Origin of the sequence: Desulfosporosinus fructosivorans (genome assembly GCF_004766045.1) — a bacterium.
Taxonomy (GTDB): domain Bacteria; phylum Bacillota; class Desulfitobacteriia; order Desulfitobacteriales; family Desulfitobacteriaceae; genus Desulfosporosinus; species Desulfosporosinus fructosivorans.
Window position 1 is genome coordinate 298,396 of the sequence record NZ_SPQQ01000006.1, and the last position, 24,285, is coordinate 322,680.

The following is a 24,285-nucleotide window of genomic DNA, read 5'->3' on the forward strand; positions in this document are numbered from 1 at the left end:
TATACCGAAAAAATTACTATACCGAAATTTTGGTAGCAACTTTTATATTCCAGCTTTCATAATAAAAATTTCGGTATAGTTTTCTTATATTTTTGGATGATTTTTGAGAACCTAACCTTATCATTATTGATTAGGAGGTACTCAAAATGAAATCCAAGAAGCCATTGAATGAACTAATTGCGATGATTTTAGATGAAATGGAAAATGCGCAATTCAGTGAGGAAACCCGCCGTCAATACAGAGATGTATACAGACGGCTACAGAAACTAGCTAATGCCAGACAAGAAATGTTTTACAACAACCAAATGGGACAGGCATTTATTGAAGATTGCAATTATGTTGGCACTGACGAGTTTAGCCATCATAGATTCTATTTTCATAAACGATGTGTGCATATATTGGAGATTCTGGTTTATACAGGTCTTGTCGATTGGTCCCAATGTTCATCTAATGAAAGCAGGCATTCCTTCGGTGTTCCTCTCTTTGATACCATTTATGCCGATTACATTATGTTCTTAAAAGAGGAAGGGATGAAACCAAGCACTATCTGTACTTACAGCAGGACTGTTGCCTATTTCCTGAATTATATTGAAACAAAAGGTTATAAATCCATTGAGGATTTACGTCCTGGTGATGTGACAGATTTTATGTTAGCTATGTGCAAGGAACATTGGAATCCCAAATGTCTGGGATCATATATTTCAGGAATGAAGAAGCTCTTAACCATGTCCAAAACAAGTAGTGCATTCATAAGAGAGCTTCCTTCCTATATGCCACGGAAGAAAGATATCATTGAAGTTTATAGTGATAAGGAGCATGAACAGCTTATAAATCACCTAGGCAAGGCCGATATTTCCAAAAGGGATAAAGCAATTTGCCTACTGTCAATAGAGACCGGACTAAGGGCGATAGATATCAGCAATCTTAAACTTGACGATGTTGATTGGAAGAATGAAGTCATGTATTTGGTACAGGAAAAAACCAGCCATGCCATAAACATTCCTCTCAGGTCTTCCTACGGCAATGCAATGGCTGATTATCTGCTGGATGAACGTCCGGATTCTTCTTCAAAGTATATTTTTCTTCATCGAAAAGCTCCATTTGACAAAATAAATTCGCATACCTGTATTTTCAGCATTCTCAAGAAGGCAGTCAGGAATGCAGGCATTGAAAAGAACGGCCGAATTAATGGGACGCGCATGATGCGTCACAATGCAGCTTCCCGTATGGTACGCAAGGGAATTCCACTTCCTGTAATAGCAGAAGTTCTTGGACATTCAGATCCCAACAGTACCCTGGCTTATATTTCAACAGATGGAGAAAGACTTTCCGAATGTACCCTTCCTCTTCCAAGAGGTGCTTATGAATAATTGTAAATCGATTGATATTTTAGCAGAAGACTTTCTTGCATACAAACGTGGTATCGGCTACCAATATATCACATCAGAAATATATATGAACGGATTTGTAAAATATATCCTGCTAAATTATCCGAATGTAAAGATTCCGAATAAAGATGTTATCCGTACGTATCTGGATACAAAAAAAGATTATCCAGGTGCTCTATATGGATTAACAGCGGTCTTGAGAGAATTCAGTAGGTACTTACTCAATCAAGGATATGAAAATGTATATGTGATTCCTCCGAAGCGAATGCCAAAGCTATGCCCAGAACCGCCTTATTTTTTCACAGAGGATGAGATATTCCTCTTTTTAATCGCCTGTGATTCTGTCAAAACTAATCGATCATTTAAAGGCCGCGAATGCGTTCTTCCTGCATTGTTCAGGATTTTATATTGTTGTGGACTCAGGTGCAAGGAAGTACGTAAGTTATTATGCAGTGATGTACATCTTTCCGAGAACTACATTGACATCCTGCAGTCAAAGGGAGCTAAAAGTAGAAGACTCTTCATCAGTTGGGAACTGTCAGATTACCTAGAAGGGTATAACCAGAAGATAGAAAACGTATTTCCTGGCAGGACATATTTTTTCCCAAGATCCCAGACCGATTATTATACTGCAGGATTCATCTCCGAAAATTTCAAACGTCATTGGAGACAGGCATTCCCTGATTGGGACTGTGGGATATCACGACCAAGGGCATATGACTTTCGCCATCATTTCGTCTGGGCAAATTTAAACCGCTGGGCAAAAGAAGGGACGGATATGAATGCCATGCTTCCATATCTTGTACGGTACATGGGTCATCAGCATCTTAGCTGCACCCTGTATTACTTCCGCTTCGTCCCGGAATTTTTCCCTGTATTCACAAAACTGTCAGAATCCCTGGAAGACATACTGCCGGAGGTGCCTCATGAAGAAGAATGATATCGACAGTAGCCAGTTTTTCTGGAACACCGCGATGGATTATGTCAGACATTATTTAACTGATATACGGAAAGCCAGCGGCAATACTATTTCAGCATACAGAACTGCATTGAACCATTATATTGGCTACCTGGAAAAACAAAAACAATACAACCGTAAGGACATCACTTTTAAGGAATTTAACCGTAGAAATGTAAAGGAATACATGAATTGGATGCTGAATGACCAGCTGCTTGCACCAAAAACATGTAATTTGAGGTTGACTGCTGTGCATTCCCTGATGGAATATGCCTCACAAGAGAGCTTTGAACTAACAGCATATTATCTGGAAGTATGTAGTGTTAAAGCAGTTAAGACACCTAGAAAGCCTATTGAGTATTTTGAAAGAACAGAAATGACTGCGTTGATGTCAGCACCTGATACGCGGAAAAAATCGGAGCGCAGAAATCAGATGATCCTGATTTTTCTGTATGATACGGCGACAAGGGTATCTGAGATGCTGGATGTGACAATCCGGGATATTCACATGAATATAGAACCATCCTATGTCACTATCTGCGGAAAAGGACGTAAGTACAGGAACCTTCCATTGATGCCGAAGACAAAAAAGCATTTAAAGTGTTATCTCCATGAATTTCATGAAGATACGAAGCCAGATGCACCGCTTTTTTATGCAACAACACATGGTGAGAAACATCATCTTTCGATGGATACGGTAGAGAAAATGTTAAAACGCTATGCAGTAAAATGTATATCAAATGGAACGAAGATGCCATCAAATGTCTATTGCCATATGATTCGAAAAACGAGAGCCATGGATTTGTATCAACAGGGGATTCCATTGACACATATACAACAGCTGTTAGGACATGAGAATATTTCAACCACCTCTGGATTCTATGCATTTGCAACACTTGATACCTTAGCAAAGTCATTGGAAAAGGCTAATGAGAGCCAGACAGATAAAAAGTGGAAAGATAAAAAGGTGATGCAAAAACTCTATTGCCTGTAATCATCGAATGCTATACCGAAATTTTTGCTAAGAAACCAATAGAATGGTACTTTCAACATAATTTCGGTATAGTTATTTTTTCGGTATAAGCCAGATAAATGCCGTCATAGTTCATGATATCCTTTAGCATACGGTATCCACGATTTTAAGTACGTCTGCAAGCAATGAAGGACTAAACCCGGTTTCAACACAAATTACCCATTTACCGCACTTAAGCCTGACTTCGCTCGCGGAACGTTCCTCGTTTACCATCGTTACATTAGCCCACTGCTGCGGTTCATGTTGGCGTTCCCGGTTGAGCTTAGTAGCCCAGGTAACATACCGACTATATTGAATACCCTTTGCTTCGCACCACACCTTTGCGGTCATTCCACTGGCCCTGCATTCACGACAACCAGAGTTTTAAGACGAAAAGAGAAGCGCCGAGGGAATCCTCAGCGCTTTATCTGACTGATTTTAGAATAATATTACCAAGCGGGGTAACTGCTCTTACTTTACCTTTCGGAGGTAATGTCTGTAAATATCAAGCGTTCTACTACTCTTTTTGGTATGGCCTAGAAGAACTGCTGGAAAACGGCGAAAATGGGATATCCATAGCGCTACATCCGTTCAGATACAAGTGTGGGGTACGGATTTTGTTGTTGTGCCGGTAACGTCTGGTTTACTCAGCCAATAAGATAAATATCATAAATACAAATGAAATTAAACGTGCTTTTATCGCTGAAAGGCCATACGAACTCATAAATAATTTAATCGTTGGCACAAATTTCATATGAAAATTTTCAAATGTGGAAAAAATTATAAAGGTTTTTCATAAAGACAACGCTCGTCGCCGTCAACCTCGCTATGTAAGACACGTCCTGGCTTTTGTCTGCGATTTCGATAGACTAACGTTTGACAGTTATACTGAATGAAAATTGCTATATGGTCTGTCTTAATGAAGAGGAAGCGAAACGCGATAAAGCGGTTCAAAAACATATTGAGGAAGAAATGGCCCATTGGGCCAAATGTAAAGTTTGAAATCCGCACGGAGTCCGTTATTGTATTTGAATTTGAACACTAAAGATATTCTTACTGTCAAACACCCGTATCAGAAAGGTTAGGAATTGTAAATATCCTAGATGCTTTATCAGGTGGTGAATCAAACGCTAGCAAAAAATTATTTTCTCCAATTATTTTTTCAATATGTCGCATTGCACGTTCCAGTAATTCATTCATTTGGGGTACAAATAATTTATGGGTAATCTTGCTTTCATCCATTACTGAAACAAGTTTCAAATGATCTTTTTGTAAATCTACCTGCAAGTTTTTTAAATTATTCATCTGTAGCAAATTGATGCGGTTATCCAAACGAAGTTGCATAAGTAATTCCAGGTCACCTGCCAGAGCTTTTTTTAAGTCTCTTTCATGGGTATAAAGGTTGAATAACTGTTGATTGTACCTTTTCTCTTCTTCATTCAATGGTGTAGTAAATGATTCCACTTCATCCATTAATGGATTTATATCATCGAGTGAGGGGAGGTCAGGTAAATCAATTGGGAGCGGATTTGGAACTCCGTTAACGGAAAGTTCACACCTCGCTACGTTAGCCATAAATACTGGATAATCCCTACCGTATACTCCGTAAAGAAACACACTTCCTGCATACCCGCGTGCTTTTGAAACAGTTAATCGTGTTGGAAAAAGAATACGGTTAGCACATTGATGACAGGTACCGGTCTTAGACCAAATTATCCCCGCAGTTCCATTCGGCTCAGCGAGACATTTTGCCATTTTAATTCTATGACGTCCACCACCGTTTGCAATTTCTTTTTTCATAATATCGTCGTCTCTTCCCCAACATCCCCACTTATGGCCATCAATACTTTGTACAAAGGTGTGGTCAAAATCAGCCGTGGGGATGGAAGGGCCGGATGATTCAGACGCTCCTCCCTCTTCGCGTAAACCTACTGAATATGCAATAAGAGCTCCTGGATGCTGTATGACAGTATTAGTGGCCCAAAGCGCAGTTCCATTTTGATGGTAAATAACTAAATTGCCGTCATTTTGAACAACGAGATAAGCAACTTGGTTTCCGTGAGTAAGAGAGGCCCATAAGGCTTGACCAGCAGCATAGATGACAAAATTCCCATCACTTTGAAGAACTGCTTCATCAATCTTATGCCCGTTAGTTCGGCTTGCCCAAAGTGCCTGAGTCTTCCCTTGGGCATACAATACTAAATTGCCGTCATCCTGCATAACAAGAGTAAAGGTGTTATTTTCAGAGACGAGCTTTTCACCTGGGTGCAGTTTTTCACCAGGACGCAAGCGATCAGAATGTATGACAGTATTAGTGGCCCAAAGCGCAGTTCCATTTTGATGGTAAATAACTAAATTGCCGTCATTTTGAACAACGAGATAAGCAACTTGGTTTCCGTGAGTAAGAGAGGCCCACAAGGCTTGACCAGCAGCATAGATGACAAAATTCCCATCACTTTGAAGAACTGCTTCATCAATCTTATGTCCGTTAGTTCGGCTTGCCCAAAGTGCCTGAGTCTTCCCTTGGGCATACAATACTAAATTGCCGTCATCCTGCATAACAAGAGCAAAGGTGTTATTTTCAGAGATGAGCTTTTCACCTAGGTGCAGTTTTTCACCAGGACGCAACCGATCAGACAAGCTTATCTCCTCCTGAATAAGTATTTTAGGTAGTTACGATTAAGTTTCCACTAAAAATAATTTATATGTATAAAGAAGTTAAAAAAATATAATTAGATTATATTTTTTTTGGAATAGCGAAGATATTAGGTAAAATTCCGAAATTACTTTGGGCACAATAAGAATATACGAGATAATATACATTATCTCGTATATTCTTATGTAACTGTGATAGACTGGTTTTAGAAGAACCTTATGATCTGCGGGTTTCAGACACTATGTTCCAGCCGATATAGTCGTTAAGTACCAAAAAACTCAGGAGATAAGATTTTAGGACCAAAAACACAGAGGAAATCTCAGGGCTAGCCAAAAAGAAGAAGAGGTGATGTCTTTGCCAGCTACCAACGTCCCAGATCTAAACGTATGGTTAGAACATCTTCGCCATGCTAACAAAAGTGAAAACACCCTTCGAGCCTATCGGCAGAGAGTGCTGCGTTTTGCTGAGTGGTTTGAATCGACGAATGGAGAAACACTTACGCATGAGCGTGTCACTCCTACAGACCTGCGTGAATACAAATCCTACTTATTAATCAACCTTAAGCGCACTCCATCGACAGTCAATCTTTCCTTCGTTGCGATTGCAAACTGGCTGGACTTTAACGGTCAGAATGTACCAATGCCTTCATATGTGGAAGAGGTACGTTCTGCACCTCAAGGGCTGGAGCGGTTGGACCAACGCTCACTTACTCGTGCTCTGGAACGCGAAAGCATTCCTCGGGATATTGCTCTGATTACGCTCATGCTAAACACTGGCCTTCGTATTAGCGAAGTGGCCGCTTTGGATATTGATGATCTCATTATTGGGGATCGCTCCGGCAGCCTCAAGGTACGGCTGGGGAAAGGGGGTAAATTCCGTACTGTGCCTCTCAACAGCGATACACGAAAAGTCCTGCGCGATTATTTGACCGGTAGAACAAAAGGACCGTTGTTTTTAAGTCAGCGGGGGAAGGGAACAGGTCGCTTAACAGCTAGTGGAATTAGGCAGGTTATCGATCAGTACGCTTATCTGGCGAAACTGCCCGATCTACATCCCCATGCCCTTAGGCATACGTTCGCTCGAAACCTCTTAAAAACTGGCGAAGGGCTGGAGATGGTCGCGGAAATCCTGGGGCACAAGAGTTTGAATACGACAAGAATATACACTCAGCCATCTGAGCAGGATAAGGCAAATGCAGTGGAGAAGTTGTCTCTAAATTAATGCTGAATAGGGGACAACCATCCAGAACTGTCTATCGTACAAGCCCTCAGCTGTCACATTTCAGCTAATATGATCCTGCAGTATGTAAGCATGCAAAAGAAGGATTACAAGGAACAGCGAATCACCTTATGCTTTGATTGATTTAATACAAGGTGTTAATATGTTTCCTTGGACGATACACGTTGAGTGTATAATTCTGATTACGCATTGTGGTTACAAGGAGAAATAAGACTATATCACCACAAGATGTTGTGGTTTCAGAGCGAAAAATGGGCAGAAATTAGGCTTAAAAACGCCCAATTTTTGCCTTGATTTTTAGGCAAAAATATAGATGACATAGGGGATTTTTGATAATAACAGATGCTAATAGAGGTGATTAAATGGAAATACCTAAAGAAGAAAAAAGAAAGCTTAAGACATTTCAATTAAATAATAAAGAGGACTTCATCTATTATCTATATCAGCTCATTTGCAGATGTTATAAAATTTTGAAGCGACAAGATAGATATTTAAATAAACTGAAAGTTTATATCGAAGATGTACAGCGGAAAAATATTTTAAAGAGAGCAGAAGTAATAGATGTGCCGTACGAAGATTATAGTGATTTTTTGGCTTTGCAAGGACATATAGAAACACACTTATTAAATACTGTTGGTGACCTACAGGGCAGTTCAATGTCATATTATAAATTTAGAGATTTAATTCAAAAGAAAAAGAAGAAAAAAACTTTGCCTTTTGAAATGAGAGAAATCGAAGATGACATTCTTAAAATCTTGGTTGGTTTTAATAGAGCCAGAAATTTTCAGAATCACGAGCCTGAATCGTTAATAACTGCCGAGGCAAAAATGGTTGAAGAAAAGCATTTATTACCGATTGAATATAATCCAATTCAAATTATAAATTACGAAACTTGTACATTAGAATTTTTAGCAGATATGTATAAATCATATAAAGAACTAAATAATGGAGCTAATAAAGTGTTTGAAAGTATGATGTTGGATTATGAATTTTTGTTGGGAACTAAGGTTGAGATAATAGATGTTATTGCGATGATGAATAGCAAAGGTATGGCACATTTAGAGGCTGTAAAATTGGCTTCGGAAATACAAGGATAGAAAATCCAGAGGCATTGAGATAGAAAAATCTTGATGTCTCTGTTTTCATATAAACCCAAAATAATTTAATAAATCTGCCATCGGGCAAACAACCATGAGGTTATGTTTTTCGTTACTGAAAAATATAGCCTCATTTTTTGTGATTAGCAGAAAAAAGAAAGGACTGAATGAAATGATAACAAGATTTATGAGGGATACACCTCTCGCAGCCATAGAAATAGAAATGCAACTTATTCCCGGCTTTACACCTCGTGCCTGGAATATTTGTTCCATAGATAAAGCGCAGTGTTACTTTCTGTAGCGCTTCGTGATTTGCGGAAATTATATTGCTTTCAGTCACAAAGGTTCTGTTTCAGATGAATATTGTCAAGCTGTTTTATGGATTTTTTGCAAAAAATAGGGCCACGGTTGATTTGCCGTGACCCTATGGCGATATGAAATTCTTGTTGCTATGCAAAACCGTTATCCAATCACCTTTTTTACGAAGTCATTAACAGCGGCAAGCTGTTTGTCGGTCAATTCGATAAAACCTTTATGGACAAAATAACCATGATTGCGCACACCGAGTTTCATAGGCAGGGTTTCGCCATGCACAGGTATCCCTTTCTCCTTAACGATAGAAGCTATTTTTATTGCTCCATCCATAGCTCCGGCAGTGGAAAAAGCAGCCACGACTTTGACTGTTGCCGCATCTAAATTTCCCAAAAAACTTTTTAGGGAATCGTCTAAACCATGCGCATAGACGCCGCCGCCGATAAACAAAAAGTCAACCGGCTCATTAAGCGGTACAGTAATCGGCTCTGCTTTGATACCTACTTTATTGGCGATAGCTTCCGCTACTGATTTCGTATTGCCTCCTATGGACTGATACCTGACGGCTATTTTCATTTTTATCCTCCTCACATCTTGACTATAAGACAACGTGTTGTATAATGAATTATACGACTTTGTTTCAAATTCATCAACCAACAGATTTATTTAGTTTGTCGAATGATATTTTGCTTGCGAAAGGGGCAAGAAATGAAAAAACAGCCTGAAATAACGAAAAAAACAAGACAATCACTTATCGGCGTTTTTTGTGAACTTTATTGCCAAAAACCGATTGAGAAAATCACAGTACAGGAAATTGCAAACAAGTCTGGATATAACCGAAGTACCTTTTATCAGTATTTTACCGATGTTTACGATTTGCTTAGCTTCGTGGAAAACGATATATTGGATTATATCCGGGAGAAGATGAAAAACAAAGAGCAAGCTGATACACGGGATATACTCCTACTTTTCGAGGAAAAAGGAGCATGCCTAAATGCTTTATTAGGTGATTACGGTAATATCCGCTTTATAGAAAAGTTGAAAGGTGAATTTTTTTCTGAGGCACAGAAATATTGTTTCCCTAAAGATAATTCAGTAACACCATATTTATTAGAGTTTCAAGTCTCAACTGCATTTTCACTGCTTCGTCTTTGGCAGCGCAGGCAAAAAGATTTGCCCCCAGATGAATTATATAACTTGATAGATATGCTATTTACTTCGGGAATATCGTCTGTTATATAAAACTGTTAGACTGCTCTTGCAGCAGGATCGTCGGAGCCAATTCTATCGCGGCCACGTAGTAGAACTATTAGAACCTAAAAATAGGACATATAAATTCCAAAATTTAGTAAGAACTCATTTGGCTTGTATCCAAACGGCCTGCATTCAGTGGTGCTCAACAAAAGCAATTGAATTTGCCGACAAAACATCTACAAGAAGACAGTACAAGCATCCTGAGGTAAAAATATCAGATTTGTTATCTTAAGCATTTTTGGCATCTTCCCTTTTACCTAAGGGGATGTTTTGGCCTATCTCCCCGAAAAGGAATATTAGCAAGATAATATGGTAAGCGAAAATTGCCGAGGCGTTTAACTGCGACGGACAGATTTCCATTAGTGAACTATATGATGTGTTTCATTGTTTTGTGGGTTATCTGCCCTCACGGACAATCTCTTTCATGCCCGAACATACTTCGGCCATGAGCATAATGTCGAGTTTCATACCGTAGCTAAAAGCGGCTTTCAATACCCTTAGCGATTGAAGCTAAATAACCATGAAAATCTACTCAACTCCCGTTGAAGTCCTCGCCTGGTTCAAGCTGAAAACCCCTCTGAGTTTTAGAAAAAAATATAATCCAATATAGTTTTTCTATTATCAAACGACGAAGCATAAATTAATGGGGACATTTTGGGAACAGGCTTTACAAATGGGGACAAGATGTCCCCAAAATACACCCAACAATAGCCAGATAAAAAACCTTGTAAACCGCATTAAATAAGGATTTATTGAATAATACCTAATTATGCATAAAACAATTTTCCTCACTCGTAATGAGCAGGTCGTCGGTTCGATTCCGACCATCGGTTCCATAGGACTATTACTCCCGCCACCGCGCCAGCGGTTTAGTGCTATTCTTATACTGTGTCTTTATGGTTCGTATTCTACATATACCTATACCCATTCCTTATGACAGTGTTAACATCATGGTAAGAGGGTTTGAATTGACAGCAGACTGCAATTGATGCTCATCAATATGTGTATAAATCTTATGTTGTTGCAACGCTCTCATGCCTGAGGATTTGCTGGAGTGACCGTATATCAACCTGGACCTACTTATGGATAAGTGTTGCGGCCGTATTTTATTCCGGAGCTTATGGGTAGATATGGATTGGGGTCAAGACCAGAAGAATAACATATTTTGTAACGACATTCTAAATTGTATTCCTGTTATAGTTGACGACAAATTGACGACAACGAGCTTGTAATTAGGTGAAAATAGAGGGGAAAGAAGGTTAATTAATTACACGAATAATTAATTAGATAGGCTTAAACACTAATACCTAGGACTAGATAAGACTAACGACATCGAATTCCCAAGCCGAGGATCGCGAGTTCGAATCTCGTCGTCCGCTCCATATGTAATGTAGGCTCTGCAAGGGATTGCGGTGCTTTTTTTATGTTGTATGGGAAGTGTAGATAATAACTTTGAAGACAACTAGCTAAATAGAAAAACCGGATTTCACCGGTTCATTTTATAGCCTTTATTAAATCGCCAAATCGAGAGACGGCCCGGATTTTGCCCCATAGCCGGCCTTCTAAATGATGACCCGTTTTATATTTTTGGACTCCACCCCATTGCTCAAGGAAAAAGGCTGAATCAGAAGTTTGGCGCTGGTCACCTTAGAGAGTGGTGGGGGAGGTTATTCGGGCTTCCCTGGCGAAAAAGAGATGTATTCCTTTTCGATGAGCGTAAAAATAGGTTGTCGGTGGAACACACATGCTTTTAAAGTGGAAGAAATTAAAGAAAGATAATAATGGAATTTGTGGTATACTATTCCCATACAATGGATGCTAGAGAGGGATTGGCATGAATCACGAAAAGGCTATTTTATGAATACAAAGAGGTCTCTCTCAACGATTAAGTGATAGTTTGATTTACGCTCACATTAACTCAATGAGCGAAAGAGGGGATGATTCGTCAAAGATGATATCATTGCCGATCTCCAGCAACATAAAACCGTCACTGAAACTCAAAAAGCCTGGTCAGAACGTCTAGGCGTTGCCTACAGAACCCTAAAAGAAGCCTTATCTCAACTCCGTCAAAAGGGCATCATCGAAGCCCAAACTTCAAGGGGGAAGTATGCCCAATCCTCTCACAGCCTTTCTGGAGGATATTTAAACTCTCTATAACCTATACCAATCTCCCAGCTGCAGCCGGAGCATTCCATTTTGAGAGTAACCGAACTACGACAGTAGCTCACAATGCCAGAGCCAGAAAAATACTCCGAGTCTTGAAATTTGTTAATCCAATTCAACTTCACATTTTGTTTAGGAATGCGTTGCTTGAGTGAATATGCTAACTTCTCATATGGCTAATAATGAGAACATTAATTAACACAAAAGAAGGCGATGAAAATAAGATGATATCAAGAACATGGCATGGTATTGTACCTATTCATATGAAGGATGCGTTTGAAAAATATGAATATGAAACAGGGATAAGAGATACAACGATAATAAAAGGAAACATGGGGGCATATTTGAAGATAGTTGAACAAGGGGAATATGCACATTTCTTTTTATGTACAAAATGGGATACAATGGCTAGTGTGATTGCATATGCAGGTAATAAACCCACAATAGCTGTAACTTACCCGGATGACGAGCAATTTGGCCTGATATCAGATCCGATTGTGATTTTGCAAGAAGTGGCCGATGCGGAAAATCCCTTTTTATAATAAGAGAATCATAAGGCTAATAATGGGTATATGAACGATTAAAGTGAATTTCTTATAATTATATAACGCAGAGATAAACAGAAATTTGTCGAGCAGCTAATTTGTATTTAAGTAGGCAACCGGAGAATAAGCATGAAGAACAGAACCTATATCGCAATTGATTTGAAATCCTTCTACGCTTCGGTCGAATGTGTGGAACGAGGGCTTGATCCGCTGACCACCAACCTTGTTGTCGCTGATGCAAGCCGCACAAAAAAAACCATCTGCCTCGCCGTCTCTCCCCCCCTCAAAGGATACGGCATTCCCGGTAGGGCGAGGCTGTTTGAAGTCGTACAGAAGGTCAAGGAAGCAAATGCAGCACGGCTGCGCAAAGCACCAGGACGAGCCTTTTCCGGCGTTTCCTGCAACGATACTGAATTGAAATCCTCACCGGGTCTCTCGTTGGACTACATTGTTGCTCCACCGAGGATGGCGTATTATATAGAGTACAGCACGCAGATTTACAATATCTATTTGAAGTACATCGCGCCCGAAGATATTCATGTCTACTCCATTGACGAGGTATTCCTTGACGCCACCGATTATCTGAACACCTACAATCTTTCAGCCCGTGAGCTTGCCGCGAAAATGATTCTGGATGTACTCAAAACAACTGGCATTACAGCAACGGCGGGAATTGGCACAAACCTGTATCTTAGCAAGATCGCTATGGATATTCAGGCAAAGCACATACCTGCTGATAACAACGGTATACGGATCGCCGTGCTGGACGAAATGAGCTTCCGTCGCTCCCTGTGGTCGCATCGGCCTCTAACAGACTTTTGGCGCGTTGGAAAAGGATATGCCAACAAGCTGGAAGAAAAAGGTCTCTTTACGATGGGAGATATTGCAAGATGCTCTCTCGGTAAACCTACCGATTACTACAACGAGGATTTACTGTATAAGCTATTCGGCATCAACGCTGAGCTGCTGATCGACCATGCGTGGGGGTGGGAGCCATGCACAATTGCCGATATTAAAGCGTATAAGCCAAGCACAAACAGTATTGGATCGGGGCAGGTACTGCACTATGCCTATACTTTTGACAAAGCGAAGCTGATCGTGCGGGAAATGACTGATCTGCTGGTACTTGATCTGGTAGATAAAAGGCTTGTGAGCGACCAGCTTGTTTTGACGGTCGGATATGATATCGATAATCTAACAAATCCAGAGATAAAGAAATCATATCACGGGGCAATCACCACTGACCACTACGGACGCGCCGTTCCGAAATCCGCGCATGGTTCAGTAAATCTTGGCAGACAGACCTCCTCTACAAAGCTAATCATGGATGCCGTCACAGATCTGTTTGAACGCATCGTTGACAAAAATCTTCTGATTAGAAGAGTCAACATCACAGCGAATCATGTCGTTGATGAGGCAACCGTTCAAAAGACAAGCAACTTTGAACAACTTGATCTCTTTACGGATTACGCGGCTGCGCAGGCGAAAAAAGAAGATGAAGAAGCTGAGCTTGCACGAGAAAAAAAGATGCAGCAAGCAATGCTTGAAATAAAAAAGAAATACGGCAAGAACGCCATTCTAAAGGGTATGAATCTGGAGGAAGGCGCTACCACTGTAGATCGGAACAGGCAGATTGGAGGGCACAAGTCATGACGAGGACATATGACGACATCATTAATCTACCTCACCATGTCTCGACGACACGCCCTCATATGACTACTATTGACCGGGCAGCTCAGTTTTCCCCTTTCGCCGCACTGACCGGCTATGATGCCGCCATCAAAGAAACCGCAAGACTGACTGACGAGAGAGTAAAATTGGACGAATATATGAAGGACGCTTTGAGTGATAGGCTGCAAATCATTGCAGATCGGATTAAAGAGTATTCCGAAATTGCAATTACCTACTTTCAGCCGGATGCGAAGAAGAATTGCGGCACCTATGTTACTGCTATCAGTACGGCTAAAAAGATAGACAAATATGAACGGGTTGTCGTTATGACCGATGGCACAGCGATTCCCATTGATGAAATAATCAGCATAGATGGGCAAATATTCGAATTTATTGAAATGCGTTGAACCGATAGTAAAGGTTAGAACAGATAGTGAATACAAGCACACAGAAGATATAGATCACGCCGTATGAATTATCAAAATGCTTTAAGTAATTTGAGGAAGAATTATTAAAGCAAATTCCAATTTGTCACGTAGCTTAGACTGTGGATTATTTATTATTTGTTACATTCCTATTTACTGAACTTCCTCTAATCCATATACGGGTTAGGCTAATAATGCGTATATGAACGATTAAGGTGAATTTCTTATTATTCTTAAACTGGCTACCATCAGTAGGATAATTGGAAGTTGGCATTTCTACAATATATCTTGGTTTAATAAGAAACATCGGGAAAAGGATGGCAAAAACATTCGCAAACACACTCAATTTATCGGGTTATTCAATGTTGAAGTAACCATGCTAAATTACGCTTAATTGATGTATAATAGCGTTCTCCATACCAATACCCCTGGATAACGAAGGGAATAAAGTCAATATTAGTTTATAAGTATTGTTATATAGCAACTATATATTTACCGTTCAATTTTGTTATTTTCTCTGGCTTCTCGAATGTGATATCTTGCGAAAAAAGGCATTATCAATGTAAGTAAGGTAATCCAAAGTAAAAGGGCAATAAAATACTCCCGAAAAATGTTTAAAATATTGATTACTTTTGTAAATATGAGTACATATACAAATATCATTGGAATAATTCCAGCAAAAGTACTATAGCCAATCCTAGTTATAAGACTTACATAGTGCTCACTATTGCAACTACCGCACTTGATTAACTTGTAGCCCAAAAAACAAGATTTCATAATACTTTTCCATGTAAATGGTTCAGAGCATTTCTGACATTTTTGCACTAACACTACCTCCTCTGATTGAGACGTATAATCCTACGAACGCGTCGCAAGGTACTACGGGAGCATTTATACTTCCTTTTCAAATACTAAGTCATATTGTTTAATCACACCAAGAATGTTAAAAACCGTTGGAATAGCAGTAATAAATCTCCAGCCTTCTTTGCAATGTTCATCAATTAATTCCCTATGTTTTCCGCTTGAAAAATAGCCTGATGCCTTTGATTCTACATAAATGTACTTATAAATTTCAAACACATCCTTTGATAACATTGTTTTGGTACCAGTGCGTAATATCCTACTCATGAGTCACGTCATAAGAAATGAGTTCAGTTACTCTTAACAAGATTTCAACAAATTTCTTGAAATCCCTGCCATAAATACCATAAAAAATATGTCCTTCTTTCGAGAGCGTTTTTTATGTTCTGGAAAGAAGGACATATTTGACCATCTTCATTTGAACTTCCAGTTGGTAATATAAAAGCACAAGTAAACGATCCCTACGGGTTGGATACTTGTGCTTGCTTACTTATAATGAGGGAAGAAATGGCCTGGTCCTGTTTTCTCCATTATTAGACAATTGTGGAGGACAATTCGAAAAGTCATTGAAATATACAATCAGTGGCAGCAATTTCATACATAAGCAAAATTGTTGGCTCCACCGCCATTACTATTTGTAAAGAGTTGACCGTTGACAATCACCTTGTCGCCCTTTTTAAATTAAAGCGTTGGTGGTGTTTCCACCGGTTTGGTTAGTGTCTCGATGACTTGCTTACCAAAGCCATTAAGGCCGGAACTTTTGATGATGCTCGGATAATCTTTATTGGAGAGAGTTTTAGTTGATATACCACTAAATGAAAATGAAACCAAAGAATTTGGAAAGCACAGTACAGATATAGGCTCTTTTTTGCTGTTTATATGAGAGATTTGTACCATCTTATTTCTGGAGAACGCACTTGGAAGGTGATAAAATGGTTGGAGTAATCGCATTCCGGAATCTCAGGTAGGGCAAGTTGAAACTGCTAAATACTTGGAAAATACGCATTTAAAATTAAATTATTGGTGTTAGAGGAGCTATTATGGAGGTCAAATTAATTAAGGAGAACAAGAGAAGCTTTTTGGATTTATTACTTTTGGCGGATGAGCAAGAAAACATGATTAATAAATACTTGGAACGTGGGGAAATGTTCGTACTTTATGATGAGGATTTGAAAAGCATTTGTGTGATAACTAAAGAAGATGATTATATATTTGAGCTAAAGAATTTAGCGACATATGAAAAATACCAAAGACAAGGTTATGCAAGTAGTCTAATAAAGTATATATTTGACTTTTATAAGGACAAATGCAGGACGATGTTTGTTGGGACTGGAGACAGCCCTTTGACAATTCCATTTTACCTGCATTGCGGGTTTAAAGTCAGTCATAGAGTTAAGAATTTCTTCATTGAGAATTATGACCACCCTATTTTTGAGAATGGGATTCAACTGATTGATATGTTTTATCTAAGAAAAGATTTTTAAAGACTTCGATAAGCCAATGCTATTTAGTACGTATTATTCTGATATAGCGTCGCAAGTCAAATTCTAATTATTCTTAAAACCCATCAGTATCTGCAGAATTATTATTTCTATATGTTGTTGAACCTACACGTCCTCGACGGGAAATCCCCCGATGACAAAGAATTGAGACGGAGAGAAATATCAATGATAAAAAGAATTCATATTTTAGGTGCATCTGCTTCAGGGACAACAACTCTTGCGAAGGCTTTATCAAAGGAAATAGGTTATTGTCATTTTGATACGGATGATTATTTTTGGACTTCCACTGATGTACCATTTACACAAAAGAGAAAAATAGAAGAGCGTCAAGAACTTTTAAAAAAAGATTTGAATAGTACATCTAAATGGATTTTGTCAGGTTCGTTATGTGGTTGGGGGGATATTTTCATCCCGTACTTCGATTTAGTTGTCTATTTGTCACTACCAAAGGAAATTCGGATAAAAAGACTAATTGAGAGGGAAGACAAAGGTATGGAATAGAAATAGAAGAAAATGGGAAGATGCATCAAATGCATAAAGAATTTGTAGAGTGGGCTTCGAAATATGACGAAGCTGGACCTGACATGAGAAGTAAGGCCTTACATGATATTTGGCTTTCGAAATTACCCTGTCCAATTTTAAAAATAGAGGGCGACAAGACTGTAGAAGAACGTACGAATATAGTAAAGGAACACTTGAAACGGCTTGATATATGAAATAGTTTTGGCTCAAGGTTCCTTTAATTCAATAATCAAACAACTCCAAGTGGCTTTGTTGCCTAATTTCGGATTGTTCAGGAATAACCTGCCAATTGGTGCATTAAAAGCCTTGGTCTAGAACCTTAAACTGCTAATTCTTAAACTCAGCAGTATAAATGCCACCCAGCTCTCTAATTCAGCGTTGGACGGCATTCTGTCTATTAGTTGACGGTGCATGGCAGGATATACCAATCAGCCTGTCGAATTCATATCCGAATTGCCTGCATTTCTAGGAGGCGAATGTGAAGTAAAAGGGGGCATAAGGTGGAAACAATGGATGCAATTGCGAAATATATTTTACAATACCAGATGGAATATGAAAATCCCCAACCCCGCATGTTTAGCGTATTTTGATATACATTGATACCAGCTGATATAGGTTTCCACTTTCTCGTAATGAGCAGGTCATCGGTTCTATTCCAACCACCAGCTCCATAGGAGGGTAGACAAAGAGCTACGAGTGAAGGGGTAGGGTATGAGCAGTGCTTTAACTGCCCGGTCTGTCTGTTGGTGTGTCAAAAGAGTTTATAGCTATCTCATACTTCTAGTAAATAATTTTCCTTCGCCAAGAAGCCTGCATATAGAGCAAAAACCAAGTTCACACTGGTTTTTGCTCTATTTCTATACACCTTGTTATTTGACGCTTACTTCCTTAACGCAGCCGGTTAAGCCTGCGGTTGGTCGAAAAGGTCGTCGGTTGTGGTATCTATTACCCTAATGTCCCGTATTCCGGTCAGTGCGCCGCTGGACGTAAGGAATAGATCACTGGCAATAATCGAGTTCATCGCGGCCACGGCCTCAGCCTGCTGAAGGTCTACCTTCGGATTGGGGACCGTAATCGCAAACGTTTTTGCGCCGGCGGTCGTGAAAGTCAACCTTAGCACTCTGCTTGTTGTTACAGCCATGCTTTCACCTCCTTTAGATCTGATTTTCCGGTCGGCTATTCATCGACCAGCTCAAAGTTTTTCCTATAGAGTACGTCGATCACCGGATACTGCGCCAGACCGAATAAGGCATGTGCCGCCTCATAAACAGCTTGTTCCGCTGCATCGGATCTCACATCACTCAGGCTTTTCTGTCTGAGTACCGGACCACCGGCGGGGGTGAGCCCGGTCTGGTATACAACAACAAGCGTCGAATTTAAAGGTATCCCAACTACTGCCATCGTTTCACATCCTTTCTTCCGAAATTGACAGGCCGCTTGAATTTGGCTTGTCCGTATAGACTATGCTATTGCTCGTCCAGAGGTTATTGTTTGCGACCTATTTTTTAATTTATTATATTACTCAAGCCTGTCCGAGAAACGACTACGTAGTCGTTTCTCGGACAGGCCTTTATAGGGGGTTGTCACGCTTATCTAGCTAATCTCATATAATGTGAATAAAGTGCGAGATAGGATTGGTAATAATCATGAGCGATTCGATAACAGAGAGAACACCGCCCGTCATCGCGGTTGAAATTAACATGATCAAACAACAGACTGAAAAAGTAGTGCTAAACAACGCCATTGAGATCGGCAGGCGGCTGAAGGAGGCCAAGGACCTGATTCCGTATGGGGAATGGGGCAAATGGCTGGTGGAGTCGGTAAGTTACACGGAGAGAACAGCCCAGAGACTGATGCTCGTCTTTGATGCCTACGGGGACCAACAGCCTGCTACCCTCAATGCCGACGCACAAACTCTGCGACTGCCGAATATGAACTATTCTCAGGCGCTCATCCTTCTCGAGGTCCCGGAAGAAGAACGGGAGCAGTTCATCATGGAGATGGATATTGAAAACATGTCCGTTCGGGAACTGCAGAAGGCCGTGAAGGAGCGGGACCAAGCTTTTCTGGACCGGGAACAGGCATTTCAGGATCGGGACCGGGCCCAGCAGGAAAAAGCCGATCTCCAGAAGGCTTTGGACGGTGAAAAGGGTACAAACACTCAGCTGATTAAGGAGCGCGACAACCTGAAGACGAAAGCGGGCGATCTGCAGAAGTCCAAGCGGGCACTTGAGCAGGATGTCGAGAAAAAGCAATTGGAGTGTGACAAGCTCAAAGAAAAGACAAGTTACAAGAGTGTCCAAAGGATGAGCGATAGTCTTACTGTCGCGTATAACAAGGTGGCCGCCAATAAAATCACTTTTTTATATGAGAATATGGATAAAGCATTCAAGGAACTGGCTTATGAGATGACCAAGTTCGCTTCGATTGATCCGGATGTACATGCAGCGTATAAAAAGATGGTGAATGATTTTTTAATCAAGGCTATGCAGGAGAGAATGGGGGGCTGATGATTCAAAAATGCGTTTTAGGTTGCTTGGCGGGAAAGCCAAGCAGACCTAAAACGCATTTACGGTTAAAGATTTCGGGGAGATGCAGCGTAGTATCGGAGATTCATGTGAGTTCTTGTTCTAAATTACTAAAGACATCCGTATTAAAAAAGTCCGATAATGAGATTTCTAAACCATCACACAACTTTTTAATTGTTACAATACCAGGGTTCAGGCTCTCATCATTTAGGATGCTTTTTATTGTCGATTGTGGTACGGCGGCACGATAGCTCAAAGCATTGGGCGTTATATTCCGTTTTTTGCAAAGTTCAACAATTCTATTCACTACTGCTTGTCTCGTATCCATGAATACACCTCCTAGTGAGTTATCACTAATTAAAGCATACAGAAGAAAAATTAGTTTTGTTAGTGATATAGCACTAAGGAATATTATGTGTCATAATTAGTTATATAACACTAATTGTGCAGAGGGGTGTATTCGCGTGCCAGATTATAAGGAAATGTATTTTCAACTTGCCGCCAAAGTTGCAAATGCTGTTGATATTCTTGTTGAAGCGCAACAGCAAGGAGAATACGATTTTTCTAAAGAAGAAACCCCGGTTATTTCGCTTAAAAATTCTAGACCAGAAGAGAAGCGGAGTGATCAAGAATGATGATCATTTTTGATCAACCATAAAGAATTTTATGAGGAGCGTGAAAAATGTGCGGATCAAGATATTGGCTAAGCTTATTGAGACACAAGCTAAATAATTATCTTAAGTCGACCCTTGCTAGAAGCATAATTTAGAAGAGAAAGCAATTTGGTCTCCCAGACTCTTGAGGTGTAAGGAGATTATTTTGTACTCAGTCGCTTTTTCGCCATGTTTCGCCTTCAATGTGGAATATAGTTGACAGTAAGGACATGACTTGTAGGCAAAATGAAAATGGAAGGTCCTATTAGGTGGGGGTGTTTTAAGTGCATTACGGTTATTGTGAAACAGAGAACAATGAATTAGTAAACGCTTGGACAATGTTTAAAGAAATAGGAGCGGTCCCCAAAGACATTCTACACCCGGATAACTATATCTCCTGGGTAAGATGCAGTCATAAAGGAATTTATGGAATGCCTTTACCTGCAAACAAACGGGCCAAGAAACAGAATAATCGTAGCCTAATAGATAACGCTCAGCAAGTGATGAATGTGATTGACACTATCTTAACTGAACATATGAAATCGGAATATTCAGTTATATTAATGGATGCAGAAGGTGTCATAATAAAGACAAAAGGGAATGATGTTATTCCATGGGTTAATCATGGTAGTAGTGAAACATACGCCTGTTTAAATGCTATGGATATTGCTACAAATGAAAATAAAGTATTAGAAATTTATGGGTATGAACACCTTTATCCTGAGAGTGCTGAATGGCATACCCTTGGGGCTCCAATTTTTAATTATGATAAAAGTGTAGCTGGAGGTTTGGGCATTATTTGCCAAACCTCAAAGGTGTCTTCGATAGTACCCATTGTGCGGATCGGTTCACAGTTAATTCAATCGGTTCTTGTATTTGAGCAAATAGCAGCTCACCAGATGGGGGTATTACTTGAAGAGATTTCTGACGCAGCGATTGCTACCAATGAACTAGGGGTAATTTTAGATTTTAACCAAAAGTTTATGGATTTGTGTATTCCTTTTAAAATCTCGAGAGGACATTATTTGACAGAATATATCGAGGGCAATATAAATTATCATACATTATTAAACACTTGCGATAAATCTGATGTTCCTAGTAAATTATATATTAAGGGTAAAGATAAGATCCACCACATGATCAGTATGAAAAAATGTGTCATTAGCAGTTTCGGTGATCATTCCCTTCTTCTATTTATAGTTAAGGCCCCCCACTCAAATGACTTAAAAATTTTAAGCTCAGCCCCTTTAATCGATAACAAGTGTTATCATTTTGAGGACTTGTACGGCGACAGTGGTCCAATCAATAAAGTAAAAACTATAGCGCGAAAAGCAGCAGAATCTTGCGCTAACGTCCTTATTGAAGGAGAGACTGGAACGGGTAAGGAACTCATAGCGCAATCTATTCACAGCGCGAGTCGCCCTACAGGACCTTTTATTGCGATTAATTGTGGCTCCCTTACTAAGGAATTATTGCAAAGCGAGCTTTTTGGTTATGAGGAAGGCGCTTTTACTGGAGCGATAAAGGGAGGTAAGCCTGGTAAGTTCGAACTGGCTGACGGGGGTTCGATTTTTCTAGACGAAATAGGAGAAATGCCCTTGGAGATGCAGGTCAGCCTCCTACGTTGTCTGCAGGAGAAAACAGTGACTCGAGTAGGCGGAACACTTACGAGGAAAGTGAATGTTCGTATCATTGCAGCCACCAATCGAGTTCTTGATGACGAAGTTAAAAATGGAAATTTCAGAGAGGATTTGTATTATAGGCTTAATGTTATTGAAATTAGGTTGCCTTCCTTAAGGGAACACATACAAGATCTTCCATCCTTGAGTCGTCATATTTTAGATAAATTTTGCCAAGAACGTAACACAAATGAGCATATTGAGATTAGTGCAGAGGCAATGGAATGCTTGAGTCGTTATGATTGGCCAGGAAATGTTAGAGAATTACAAAACGTTATGGAAAGAGCTATTATTTACATGGAAGGAAATGTAATTACTTACGACTGCCTACCGCCTCGGATTAAAGAAAGCGTACTAAAGGATGCTTCTGATAAAGGGAGTCTTTTAAAATGCGAGAAGATTGCCATAACGCAAGCAATACGTAAACACCATGGAAATCTTAGTAAGACTGCAGAAGAACTGGGAATCGCACGATCCACTCTTTATCAAAAAATGGATAAGCTATGTATTTCCCATTAACTAAAAGCAGTGAAAGTTTCTTATAAGCTTGAAGGTTTAATTTTTCTAAGGGGATGTTTCAACTTTGAACTGGAAGTCAGTTCGAAGTTGAAACATCCCCTTCTTTATTCAGGCATTGTTGCCCTTGTGAATTTCTCGGGTTCGACAGTCTGTAGGCACGACAAGTGCCTAACCGGCATTTGACTGTCAAACCCGAGCATTTCAATTCATCCGTATAGTAGCTACTCGCTCGCTTCCTCATTGACATGAAATGTGACCGATATTACTACAGTGATCTGACTGATATTACTACATAATTACATACATACTTCCAATCTACCGAGAATAATTAGCAAATTATAGACCCTATCAAAAGATTATTTATCAGTAAACATAAGAGAGTGTAACGGAATAGAGATGTCCTTATTTATTATTATGAATAAATATAAATAATGGCACAATAATTGCATTTATAGTATTACATCCACTGCAATAAAATCAACAAAGTAGGAGGTGAGATCCGATCTATGGAAACAAAGAGACCAAAAATTATTGCCGTATGTGGAAAAGGAGGGGTAGGAAAAACCTCAATTTCGGCCTTAATCACTAGAGCACTTCTAGAACAAGGAAACAAGAGGATATTAGCTATTGATGCAGACCCGGCAGTTGGCTTTGCAACGGCCCTGGGAGTTCAAGTAGGAAGAACTGTGAACGATATACGAAATGAGGTCATTGAAACAAGTAAGGAAGGCAATCGGGATGACAAATTAGCTATTTTATCAAAGCTTGATTATGAAGTATTTGAGGCAATGATACAAAAAGATAACTACGCCTTTCTTGCTATAGGCCGCTCAGAAACAGAGGGCTGTTATTGCAAGGTCAACAGTTATTTAAAAACAATCATTGAAGCATTGGCTAGCAACTTCGATTATGTGATTATCGACGGGGAGGCAGGTATTGAACAGGTTAACAGACGTGTCATGGAAGAAGTCACTCATTTGCTTTTGGTCTCTGATACCAGCTTTAAAGGGATTAACGTTATTAAGACTATTGAAGAAGTGGCCAGTGGTGGTGTGATGAAGTATGAAAAGGCTGGCGTAATCTTAAACAGGATGAAAGACGAAAATGAAAAAGACTCAGTGAATTTGGGGAAATTAGAGCTCTTAGGGTGCATACTCGAGGACGAAACTATCCGTAAATATGATATCGAAGATAGATCCCTGTTAGGCCTTCCTGAAGGTAGGTCCACCTACGTATTAAGCGAACTATTGCAAAAATTTGGGATGATTTAGGTAAAAAGAAAATCAATAGAAATAGGTGGT

22 protein-coding genes and 1 pseudogene are annotated in these 24,285 nt (G+C 39.7%); 15 read left to right on the forward strand and 8 right to left on the reverse strand.

The window, feature by feature from the left end:
• Positions 1-146: 146 nt before the first annotated feature.
• The 3 genes from E4K67_RS18060 to E4K67_RS18070 are packed head-to-tail and all read left to right on the forward strand — an operon-like array spanning position 147 to position 3,340.
• Positions 147-1,370, forward strand: a complete 1,224-nt coding sequence (locus E4K67_RS18060; protein ID WP_135549191.1) for a tyrosine-type recombinase/integrase — start codon at positions 147-149, stop codon at positions 1,368-1,370.
• Entirely contained in the window at positions 1,363-2,328 is a 966-nt protein-coding gene (locus tag E4K67_RS18065) for a tyrosine-type recombinase/integrase (protein ID WP_158408517.1), read from the forward strand. The genes E4K67_RS18060 and E4K67_RS18065 overlap by 8 nt, the downstream gene beginning before the upstream one ends.
• The gene (locus E4K67_RS18070; protein ID WP_243454531.1) at positions 2,315-3,340 is read left to right on the forward strand and encodes a tyrosine-type recombinase/integrase; all 1,026 of its coding nucleotides are present in this window, start codon (positions 2,315-2,317) and stop codon (positions 3,338-3,340) included. Before E4K67_RS18065 ends, E4K67_RS18070 begins: the two co-directional genes overlap by 14 nt.
• Before the next feature lie 123 nt (positions 3,341-3,463).
• Here E4K67_RS18070 and tnpA read toward each other — a convergent pair.
• Positions 3,464-3,718 (reverse strand): annotated as a pseudogene (gene tnpA / locus E4K67_RS18075) (IS66 family insertion sequence element accessory protein TnpA); the annotation flags it as partial.
• A 699-nt stretch (positions 3,719-4,417) separates the two neighbouring features.
• Positions 4,418-5,998 carry a hypothetical protein gene (locus E4K67_RS30180; protein WP_199242584.1) on the reverse strand — a complete coding sequence of 527 codons (1,581 nt, stop codon included), beginning with the start codon at positions 5,996-5,998 and terminating at the stop codon, positions 4,418-4,420.
• A 370-nt stretch (positions 5,999-6,368) separates the two neighbouring features.
• On the opposite strand from E4K67_RS30180, the gene E4K67_RS18090 reads away from it, so the two are divergent.
• Together E4K67_RS18090 and E4K67_RS18095 are read left to right on the forward strand one after the other, a co-directional pair.
• Positions 6,369-7,235, forward strand: a complete 867-nt coding sequence (locus E4K67_RS18090; protein ID WP_158408518.1) for a tyrosine-type recombinase/integrase — start codon at positions 6,369-6,371, stop codon at positions 7,233-7,235.
• 380 nt (positions 7,236-7,615) lie between these two features.
• Positions 7,616-8,350 carry a hypothetical protein gene (locus E4K67_RS18095; RefSeq protein ID WP_135549201.1) on the forward strand — a complete coding sequence of 245 codons (735 nt, stop codon included), beginning with the start codon at positions 7,616-7,618 and terminating at the stop codon, positions 8,348-8,350.
• Positions 8,351-8,812: 462 nt separating this feature from the next.
• On the opposite strand, the gene E4K67_RS18100 is transcribed toward E4K67_RS18095, so the two are convergent.
• Positions 8,813-9,238 (reverse strand): flavodoxin family protein, encoded by a 426-nt coding sequence (locus E4K67_RS18100; protein WP_135549204.1) that lies wholly within the window; start codon positions 9,236-9,238, stop codon positions 8,813-8,815.
• Between the two features lie 132 nt (positions 9,239-9,370).
• Between E4K67_RS18100 and E4K67_RS18105 the strand changes: the two genes are divergently transcribed.
• The 4 genes from E4K67_RS18105 (at position 9,371) to E4K67_RS18130 (ending at position 14,702) form a co-directional block, all read left to right on the forward strand.
• On the forward strand, positions 9,371-9,904 hold the full coding sequence (locus E4K67_RS18105) for a TetR/AcrR family transcriptional regulator (protein ID WP_135549206.1): 534 nt from the start codon (positions 9,371-9,373) through the stop codon (positions 9,902-9,904).
• A 2,357-nt stretch (positions 9,905-12,261) separates the two neighbouring features.
• Positions 12,262-12,621 (forward strand): hypothetical protein, encoded by a 360-nt coding sequence (locus E4K67_RS18120; protein WP_243454532.1) that lies wholly within the window; start codon positions 12,262-12,264, stop codon positions 12,619-12,621.
• Between the two features lie 132 nt (positions 12,622-12,753).
• Positions 12,754-14,277 (forward strand): Y-family DNA polymerase, encoded by a 1,524-nt coding sequence (locus E4K67_RS18125; RefSeq protein WP_135549208.1) that lies wholly within the window; start codon positions 12,754-12,756, stop codon positions 14,275-14,277.
• Positions 14,274-14,702 (forward strand): hypothetical protein, encoded by a 429-nt coding sequence (locus tag E4K67_RS18130; RefSeq protein ID WP_135549211.1) that lies wholly within the window; start codon positions 14,274-14,276, stop codon positions 14,700-14,702. Before E4K67_RS18125 ends, E4K67_RS18130 begins: the two co-directional genes overlap by 4 nt.
• Before the next feature lie 510 nt (positions 14,703-15,212).
• Here E4K67_RS18130 and E4K67_RS31585 read toward each other — a convergent pair.
• Together E4K67_RS31585 and E4K67_RS18140 are read right to left on the reverse strand one after the other, a co-directional pair.
• Positions 15,213-15,551, reverse strand: coding sequence for a TIGR04104 family putative zinc finger protein (locus tag E4K67_RS31585; RefSeq protein WP_420841557.1), 339 nt, complete (start codon positions 15,549-15,551; stop codon positions 15,213-15,215).
• A 60-nt stretch (positions 15,552-15,611) separates the two neighbouring features.
• Entirely contained in the window at positions 15,612-15,848 is a 237-nt protein-coding gene (locus E4K67_RS18140; protein ID WP_243454533.1) for a DUF4177 domain-containing protein, read from the reverse strand.
• A gap of 773 nt (positions 15,849-16,621) precedes the next feature.
• Between E4K67_RS18140 and E4K67_RS18145 the strand changes: the two genes are divergently transcribed.
• Positions 16,622-17,065, forward strand: coding sequence for a GNAT family N-acetyltransferase (locus E4K67_RS18145; RefSeq protein ID WP_135549216.1), 444 nt, complete (start codon positions 16,622-16,624; stop codon positions 17,063-17,065).
• Positions 17,066-17,248: 183 nt separating this feature from the next.
• Positions 17,249-17,584 carry an AAA family ATPase gene (locus tag E4K67_RS30185; RefSeq protein WP_199242585.1) on the forward strand — a complete coding sequence of 112 codons (336 nt, stop codon included), beginning with the start codon at positions 17,249-17,251 and terminating at the stop codon, positions 17,582-17,584.
• 922 nt (positions 17,585-18,506) lie between these two features.
• Here the strand turns inward: E4K67_RS30185 and E4K67_RS18155 are convergent.
• Both E4K67_RS18155 and E4K67_RS18160 read right to left on the reverse strand, forming a co-directional pair.
• Positions 18,507-18,746 carry a DUF2922 domain-containing protein gene (locus E4K67_RS18155; protein ID WP_135549218.1) on the reverse strand — a complete coding sequence of 80 codons (240 nt, stop codon included), beginning with the start codon at positions 18,744-18,746 and terminating at the stop codon, positions 18,507-18,509.
• A gap of 35 nt (positions 18,747-18,781) precedes the next feature.
• Complete coding sequence (locus E4K67_RS18160; RefSeq protein WP_135549220.1) at positions 18,782-19,006, reverse strand: DUF1659 domain-containing protein; 225 nt, start codon at positions 19,004-19,006, stop codon at positions 18,782-18,784.
• 245 nt (positions 19,007-19,251) lie between these two features.
• Between E4K67_RS18160 and E4K67_RS18165 the strand changes: the two genes are divergently transcribed.
• Positions 19,252-20,115, forward strand: a complete 864-nt coding sequence (locus E4K67_RS18165; RefSeq protein WP_135549223.1) for a DUF3102 domain-containing protein — start codon at positions 19,252-19,254, stop codon at positions 20,113-20,115.
• A gap of 103 nt (positions 20,116-20,218) precedes the next feature.
• Here the strand turns inward: E4K67_RS18165 and E4K67_RS18170 are convergent, their stop codons facing one another.
• Positions 20,219-20,461 carry a helix-turn-helix transcriptional regulator gene (locus tag E4K67_RS18170; RefSeq protein WP_135549225.1) on the reverse strand — a complete coding sequence of 81 codons (243 nt, stop codon included), beginning with the start codon at positions 20,459-20,461 and terminating at the stop codon, positions 20,219-20,221.
• 136 nt (positions 20,462-20,597) lie between these two features.
• Here E4K67_RS18170 and E4K67_RS30195 point away from each other — a divergent pair, with 136 nt between their 5' ends.
• The 3 genes from E4K67_RS30195 to E4K67_RS18180 all read left to right on the forward strand — a co-directional run bounded on the left by E4K67_RS30195 (position 20,598) and on the right by E4K67_RS18180 (position 24,255).
• Entirely contained in the window at positions 20,598-20,768 is a 171-nt protein-coding gene (locus tag E4K67_RS30195; protein WP_199242587.1) for a hypothetical protein, read from the forward strand.
• A gap of 302 nt (positions 20,769-21,070) precedes the next feature.
• Positions 21,071-22,984: a sigma-54 interaction domain-containing protein gene (locus tag E4K67_RS18175; RefSeq protein ID WP_135549227.1), complete on the forward strand. Its 1,914-nt coding sequence runs from the start codon at positions 21,071-21,073 to the stop codon at positions 22,982-22,984.
• A gap of 506 nt (positions 22,985-23,490) precedes the next feature.
• Positions 23,491-24,255, forward strand: coding sequence for an ATP-binding protein (locus tag E4K67_RS18180; RefSeq protein ID WP_135549229.1), 765 nt, complete (start codon positions 23,491-23,493; stop codon positions 24,253-24,255).
• Positions 24,256-24,285 lie beyond the last annotated feature (30 nt).

What these genes read in the sequence shown, in the direction of transcription:
- E4K67_RS18130 (WP_135549211.1), top strand. Translation starts at nt 14,274, where the DNA reads ATGACGAGGACATATGACGACATCATTAATCTACCTCACCATGTCTCG.
- E4K67_RS18145 (WP_135549216.1), top strand. Translation starts at nt 16,622, where the DNA reads ATGGAGGTCAAATTAATTAAGGAGAACAAGAGAAGCTTTTTGGATTTA.
- E4K67_RS18160 (WP_135549220.1), bottom strand. Translation starts at nt 19,006, where the DNA reads ATGGCAGTAGTTGGGATACCTTTAAATTCGACGCTTGTTGTTGTATAC.
- E4K67_RS18095 (WP_135549201.1), top strand. Translation starts at nt 7,616, where the DNA reads ATGGAAATACCTAAAGAAGAAAAAAGAAAGCTTAAGACATTTCAATTA.
- E4K67_RS18060 (WP_135549191.1), top strand. Translation starts at nt 147, where the DNA reads ATGAAATCCAAGAAGCCATTGAATGAACTAATTGCGATGATTTTAGAT.
- E4K67_RS18065 (WP_158408517.1), top strand. Translation starts at nt 1,363, where the DNA reads ATGAATAATTGTAAATCGATTGATATTTTAGCAGAAGACTTTCTTGCA.
- E4K67_RS18165 (WP_135549223.1), top strand. Translation starts at nt 19,252, where the DNA reads ATGAGCGATTCGATAACAGAGAGAACACCGCCCGTCATCGCGGTTGAA.
- E4K67_RS18125 (WP_135549208.1), top strand. Translation starts at nt 12,754, where the DNA reads ATGAAGAACAGAACCTATATCGCAATTGATTTGAAATCCTTCTACGCT.
- E4K67_RS18120 (WP_243454532.1), top strand. Translation starts at nt 12,262, where the DNA reads ATGAGAACATTAATTAACACAAAAGAAGGCGATGAAAATAAGATGATA.
- E4K67_RS30185 (WP_199242585.1), top strand. Translation starts at nt 17,249, where the DNA reads ATGATAAAAAGAATTCATATTTTAGGTGCATCTGCTTCAGGGACAACA.
- E4K67_RS18180 (WP_135549229.1), top strand. Translation starts at nt 23,491, where the DNA reads ATGGAAACAAAGAGACCAAAAATTATTGCCGTATGTGGAAAAGGAGGG.
- E4K67_RS18155 (WP_135549218.1), bottom strand. Translation starts at nt 18,746, where the DNA reads ATGGCTGTAACAACAAGCAGAGTGCTAAGGTTGACTTTCACGACCGCC.
- E4K67_RS18140 (WP_243454533.1), bottom strand. Translation starts at nt 15,848, where the DNA reads ATGAGTAGGATATTACGCACTGGTACCAAAACAATGTTATCAAAGGAT.
- E4K67_RS18170 (WP_135549225.1), bottom strand. Translation starts at nt 20,461, where the DNA reads ATGGATACGAGACAAGCAGTAGTGAATAGAATTGTTGAACTTTGCAAA.
- E4K67_RS18100 (WP_135549204.1), bottom strand. Translation starts at nt 9,238, where the DNA reads ATGAAAATAGCCGTCAGGTATCAGTCCATAGGAGGCAATACGAAATCA.
- E4K67_RS18105 (WP_135549206.1), top strand. Translation starts at nt 9,371, where the DNA reads ATGAAAAAACAGCCTGAAATAACGAAAAAAACAAGACAATCACTTATC.
- E4K67_RS18070 (WP_243454531.1), top strand. Translation starts at nt 2,315, where the DNA reads ATGAAGAAGAATGATATCGACAGTAGCCAGTTTTTCTGGAACACCGCG.